Annotated in this window: 4 protein-coding genes; 2 read left to right on the forward strand and 2 right to left on the reverse strand. The window is 70.1% G+C overall.

Features of this window, described 5'->3' with window-relative positions:
• Both ACLL9L_RS11955 and ACLL9L_RS11960 read right to left on the reverse strand, forming a co-directional pair.
• Window positions 1-2,705 (reverse strand): transcription-repair coupling factor (locus ACLL9L_RS11955; RefSeq protein WP_411284884.1); only part of this gene is annotated, 2,705 nt, incomplete at its 3' end.
• A 125-nt stretch (window positions 2,706-2,830) separates the two neighbouring features.
• Complete coding sequence (locus tag ACLL9L_RS11960; protein WP_411284887.1) at window positions 2,831-3,250, reverse strand: adenylyltransferase/cytidyltransferase family protein; 420 nt, start codon at window positions 3,248-3,250, stop codon at window positions 2,831-2,833.
• Between the two features lie 245 nt (window positions 3,251-3,495).
• Between ACLL9L_RS11960 and ACLL9L_RS11965 the strand changes: the two genes are divergently transcribed.
• Both ACLL9L_RS11965 and ACLL9L_RS11970 read left to right on the forward strand, forming a co-directional pair.
• Entirely contained in the window at window positions 3,496-4,641 is a 1,146-nt protein-coding gene (locus ACLL9L_RS11965) for a DUF1972 domain-containing protein (protein WP_411284885.1), read from the forward strand.
• The coding region (locus ACLL9L_RS11970; RefSeq protein ID WP_411284886.1) for a CDP-alcohol phosphatidyltransferase family protein at window positions 4,638-5,302 on the forward strand (665 nt) is incomplete at its 3' end. The genes ACLL9L_RS11965 and ACLL9L_RS11970, both read left to right, overlap by 4 nt.

The raw sequence follows: 5,302 nt of genomic DNA on the forward strand, positions 1-5,302 counted from the left end.
CCCATCTTGCCGTGGGCCACGGCGGTGCGGGCCTCGGGCACGAGCTCGCGCACCCGGGCCGCGGCCTTCTCGATGGTCGACACCTTGTTGTGCACGAGGAAGACCTGGCCCTCGCGCATCAGCTCGCGCCGGATCGCGGCCGTCAGGGTCTTCTCGTCGTAGGCGCCGACGTAGGTGAGCACCGGGTGGCGCTCCTCGGGCGGCGTCTGCAGCGTCGACATCTCGCGGATGCCGGTCACCGCCATCTCGAGCGTGCGCGGGATCGGCGTGGCCGACATCGCGAGCACGTCGAGCGAGGTGCGCAGCGCCTTGAGCTGCTCCTTGTGCTCGACGCCGAAGCGCTGCTCCTCGTCGATGACGACGAGCCCGAGGTCCTTGAAGGCCACCTCCTTGGACAGGATGCGGTGGGTGCCGATGACGAGGTCGACCGAGCCGTCGGCTAGGCCGTCGAGGACCGCCTTGGCCTCGCGGTCGCTCTGGAAGCGCGACAGCGCGCGCACGACGACCGGGAACCCGGCATACCGCTCGGCGAAGGTGTTGGCGTGCTGCTGCACGAGCAGCGTCGTGGGGCACAGGATGGCCACCTGCTTGCCGTCCTGCACGGCCTTGAACGCCGCCCGCACCGCGATCTCGGTCTTGCCGTAGCCGACGTCGCCACAAATGAGGCGGTCCATGGGGACCTCCTTCTCCATGTCGGCCTTGACCTCCTCGATGCTCGAGAGCTGGTCGGGCGTCTCGACGTAGGCGAAGGCGTCCTCGAGCTCGCGCTGCCAGGGCGTGTCCGGCCCGAACGCGTGGCCCTTCGTCGCCATCCGGGCGCTGTAGAGGCGGATGAGGTCGCCGGCGATCTGTTTGACGTATCGCTTGGCCCGGGACCTGGTCTTGTGCCAGTCCGAGCCGCCCATCTTGTTGAGGGACGGCGCCTCGCCGCCGACGTACTTCGTGATCTGGTCGAGCTGGTCGGTGGGGACGAACAGCCGGTCGCCGGGCTGCCCCCTCTTGGACGGGGCGTACTCGAGGACGAGGTACTCCCGGGTCGCGCCGCCGACCGTGCGCTGCATCATCTCGACGAAGCGTCCGACGCCGTGCTGTTCGTGCACGACGTGGTCACCCGGACGCAGCTGCAGGGGGTCGACCTGGCCCCGCCGACGTGACGGCATCCGCCGCATGTCCTTGGTCGAGCCGCCCTGGCCCGGCTGCCCGGTGAGGTCGCTCTCGGTGACGACGGCGAGGCGCCGCTCGGGGTCGACGAACCCGCGGCCGAGGCAGCCGGTGGTGACGTGGACGAGCCCGGGGGTGATGTCGTCGCCCATCGGCTCGAGCGTCGTCGGCACCTCGTGCTCACCGAGCACCTCGTGCACGCGGCGGGCCAGGCCGTGACCGTCCGTGGCGACGACGACCTGCCACTGCTGCGCGGTCCAGTCGCGCAGCTGGGCGACGGCGGCCTCGGTGTCGCCGCGGAAGGGGTCGACGTCGGCGGTGGCCAGGTTGATCCGCTCCGACACGTCGTCGTCATCGACGAACTCGGCCAGCTCCTCGTCGGAGACGAAGGACGTCAGGGTCCACCACGGTCGGCCCTGGGCCTGGGCGTGCTCACGCACCTGGGCCAGCGACCAGTAGGACGCCGTGCCCAGGACCCCTTGCAGGTCGATCGGGACGACGTTGCCGGCGGACGCGTTGGCCCAGCTCGCGTCGAGGAACTCGGCGCTGGTGGCGACGAGGTCGTGGGCGCGGGTGCGGACCCGCTCGGGGTCGGTCAGCAGGACGATCGAGCCCGCGGGCAGGACGTCGAGGACCGACTCCATCCCGCCGGAGTCCTGCAGCAGCGCCGGCGACAGGGACTCCATCCCCTCGACGGCGATCCCCTCGGCCACCTTGGCGAGCATGTCGGCGACGCCCGGCAGCTGGTCGGCGAGCTGGCGGGCCCGCTCGCGCACCGCGTCGGTGAGCAGGACCTCGCGGCACGGCGGGGCCCACAGGCCGTGCTCGGCGATCTCGAGGCTGCGCTGGTCGGCGACCTTGAACCAGCGGATCTCCTCGACCGTGTCGCCCCAGAACTCGATCCGGACCGGGTGCTCCTCGGTCGGCGGGAAGACGTCGAGGATCCCTCCACGCACCGCGAACTCGCCCCGACGCTCGACGAGGTCGGTCCGCGTGTAGGCCACGGCCGCGAGCGCGTCGACGACGTCCTCGAGTGGGCGCTCATCCCCGGGGAGCAGCGTGACGGGCACGAGCTCGCCCAGGCCCTTGGCGATCGGCTGCAGGAGGGCGCGGACCGGCGCAACAACGACGGACAACGGCCCGTATGCCGGGTCGGCATCCGTCCCGGTCTCGGGGTGGGTGAGGCGCCGCAGCACGGCGAGACGTCGCCCGACGGTGTCGGAGCGGGGGCTGAGCCGCTCGTGCGGCAGGGTCTCCCAGCTCGGGAACGTCGCGACCGTCCGAGGGTCGAGGAAGGAGCCGAGAGCAGCCTCCAGATCCTCCGCCTCGCGGGTGGTCGCGGCCACGAGGAGCAGCGGCTGACGGGCGCTCTGCATGCGGGAGGCGAGCAGGGCGGTCAGGGCTGCGCGGGCCCCGCTGCTGACGGCGACGTCCACGAGTGGTGAGCGCTCAGCCGCGGCCTCGAGCACCCGTCGCACGGCGGGGCTGGCGCCCCAGACCGAGGTCACTGCCGTCAGACGGGTGGGGCCAGCAGGTGAGCTCATGGGCAACGGTTCCAACCTGTCCGGACAGCACGAAGAGCCCGCGTCGAACTGCTCAGCGGGTTGACCCAAGCCTACGGCGTGCGCCGGACCCTGACGCGGCCGGTCGGATCAGGTGCTGGTCGGGGTCAGGACGCGGTGCGACTCGGCAGGGCCGAGCGGAGCATCGTGCTCGAGGTGTGCACCGAGTAGGGGAAATAGACGACCTGCACGCCGACCTCTCGAAATCTGCGCTCGAGGTCCAGTCCCTTCGGGGTGCCCTTCCAGTCGTCACCCTTGAAGAAGACGTTGAAGTGCAGCGAGCTCCAGGTCTCGAGCTTGTCAGGGACCATCTCGGCGTGCACGGCGTCCACGAAGGAGATGTGCTGGACGATCTCGAGGCGCTCCACGAGCGGGATGACGGGTCGCTGACCCTTTGCCCTCTCGGCCATGTCATCGGACACGACGCCCGCAATGAGGTAGTCGCACCCGGACTTTGCCAGACGCAGAATGTTCAGATGACCGATGTGGAAGAGGTCATACACCCCAGGGGCGTAACCCACCCGCACTGAACTCACCCCGTAGACCTCCTCAGCGTCCTATCCAGCTACGTCGCCAGCTGGCAGGGTTACCATGCTAAGCGAGGCTCTGCCCCACCGCTGCCTTTCCAACATACGGAGCGTGAAACCGCACCGTCTCACGCTCAATGCAGGGATGCGTGCGCCCCATCTGCACGTCTAGGATCCCCCATATCGGGTGGTCCTTCCGATTTCGCGTCTTCCACCTCCCGACCCCTCAGCGGCCGAAGGGCACCATGCGCATCGCGATGATTGGCACCCGGGGCGTGCCGGCGCGATATGGGGGCTTTGAGACCTGTGTCGAGGAGGTGGGCTCCCGTCTGGCGAAGGCCGGTCATGAGGTGACCGTCTACTGCCGATCCGCCGCCGGTGGCCCGGCACCAGACTGGCACAAGGGAATGCGCCTGGTGACCCTCCCTGCTCTGCGGAGGCGGGCGCTCGAGACTCTGAGCCACACCTTCCTCTCGGTGGCGCACGTCGTGACGCACGGCCGACCGGATGCCGTGCTGGTCTTCAACGCCGCGAACGCGCCGTTCCTCCCAGCCCTGCGCCTCCGGCGACTGCCGGTGGCCACTCACGTGGACGGCCTGGAGTGGCAGCGGGGCAAGTGGGGTCCCCGCGCGCAGCAGTACTATCGCGTGGCCGAGTCGATGTCGGTGCGATGGTCCGACGCGCTCATCGCGGACGCCACCGGGATCGCCGACTACTACACCTCGGAGTTCGGGGCGCCGACCAGGCTGATCAGCTACGGGGCACCACGAGTGTCGGCCCGACCGGACGAGGTCTCCTCGCTGGGTCTGCGTCCGACCGGTTACCACCTCGTCGTCGCCCGCTTCGAGCGAGAGAACCACGTCGCCGAGATCGTGCGGGGGTACGCGCGCAGCGGCACGACGACGCCGCTTGTCGTGGTCGGCGGGGCGCCCTACGGCGCCCGCTACACCGCTGAGGTGCACGAGGCTGCCGACGACCGGGTGCGCTTCCTCGGGTCCGTGTGGGACCAGGACCTCCTGGACCAGCTCTATGCCAACGCCTTCGTCTACTGGCACGGCCACTCGGTTGGGGGCACCAACCCCTCACTCCTGCGGGCGATCGGGGCGGGGGCGGCGACGAACGCCTTCGACGTCTCCTTCAACCGGGAGGTCCTGGGCGGGTCAGGGCGCTACTGGAACGGCCCCGACGACGTGGCCCGGCTGGTGGACGAGGCCGACGGCCAGCCCGCCGAGATCCGCGCGCGGGGTGAGCTCGCGCTGGCCGAGGCCGACCGCTACGACTGGGACGAGGTCGCGGCCGCCTACGATCGACTCTGTCGAGATCTGGCCGACGGGGGCAGCCCCCGAGGACACAGAGGGTCGGGCCGACGAACGAGAGAGGGCGCGCAGTGACACAGCCCGCAGGGGACCGACGCCTCACGGAGACACTGGCCCAGACGATCGACCGGCTCCGTTCGCACCAGAAGCCCAACCGGGGCGCACCGGCATACTCGCGGTTCGTCAACCGGCCGCTCGGGCGAGTCATTGCCGCCGCGGGGTTCCGTGCCGGACTGACTCCCAACAGGGTGACGGCGATCAGCGGCACCCTCTCTCTCGTGGGGATCGCGCTCATCGCCACGACGAGGCCGACGGCGTCCTTGGGCATCGCCGTCGCCGTGCTCCTGGCTCTCGGATATGCCTTCGACTCGGCGGACGGCCAGCTGGCGCGCTTGTTGGGAGGGGGGTCCGCGGCCGGCGAGTGGCTCGACCACGTGGTCGACTGCGCGAAGATCAGCCTGCTGCACCTTGGCGTGCTGCTGAGCCTGCAGCGCACCGACGTCGCCCGCGGCTGGCTCCTGCTCCCCATCGCGTTCGTGTTCGTCGCCAACCTCTTCTTCTTCAGCTTCATCCTCACCGAGCTCCTCACCAGGACCAGGCGCGTCGGACCGGCCCCGGAGAAGGCCTCCAGCTCCGTCCTCAGGTCCCTCGTGGTGGCCCCGACGGACTACGGCCTCCTGTGCGTCGCCTTCCTCATCTGGGGCTGGACGTCGGGTTTCCTCCTGGTCTACGGCCT

The sequence above is a fragment of the Lapillicoccus sp. genome, from assembly GCF_046595215.1.
Lineage (GTDB): Bacteria > Actinomycetota > Actinomycetes > Actinomycetales > Dermatophilaceae > Lapillicoccus.

Excerpts from the sequence above, each read along its gene's own strand:
- ACLL9L_RS11965 (WP_411284885.1), top strand. The coding sequence starts at position 3,496 with ATGCGCATCGCGATGATTGGCACCCGGGGCGTGCCGGCGCGATATGGG.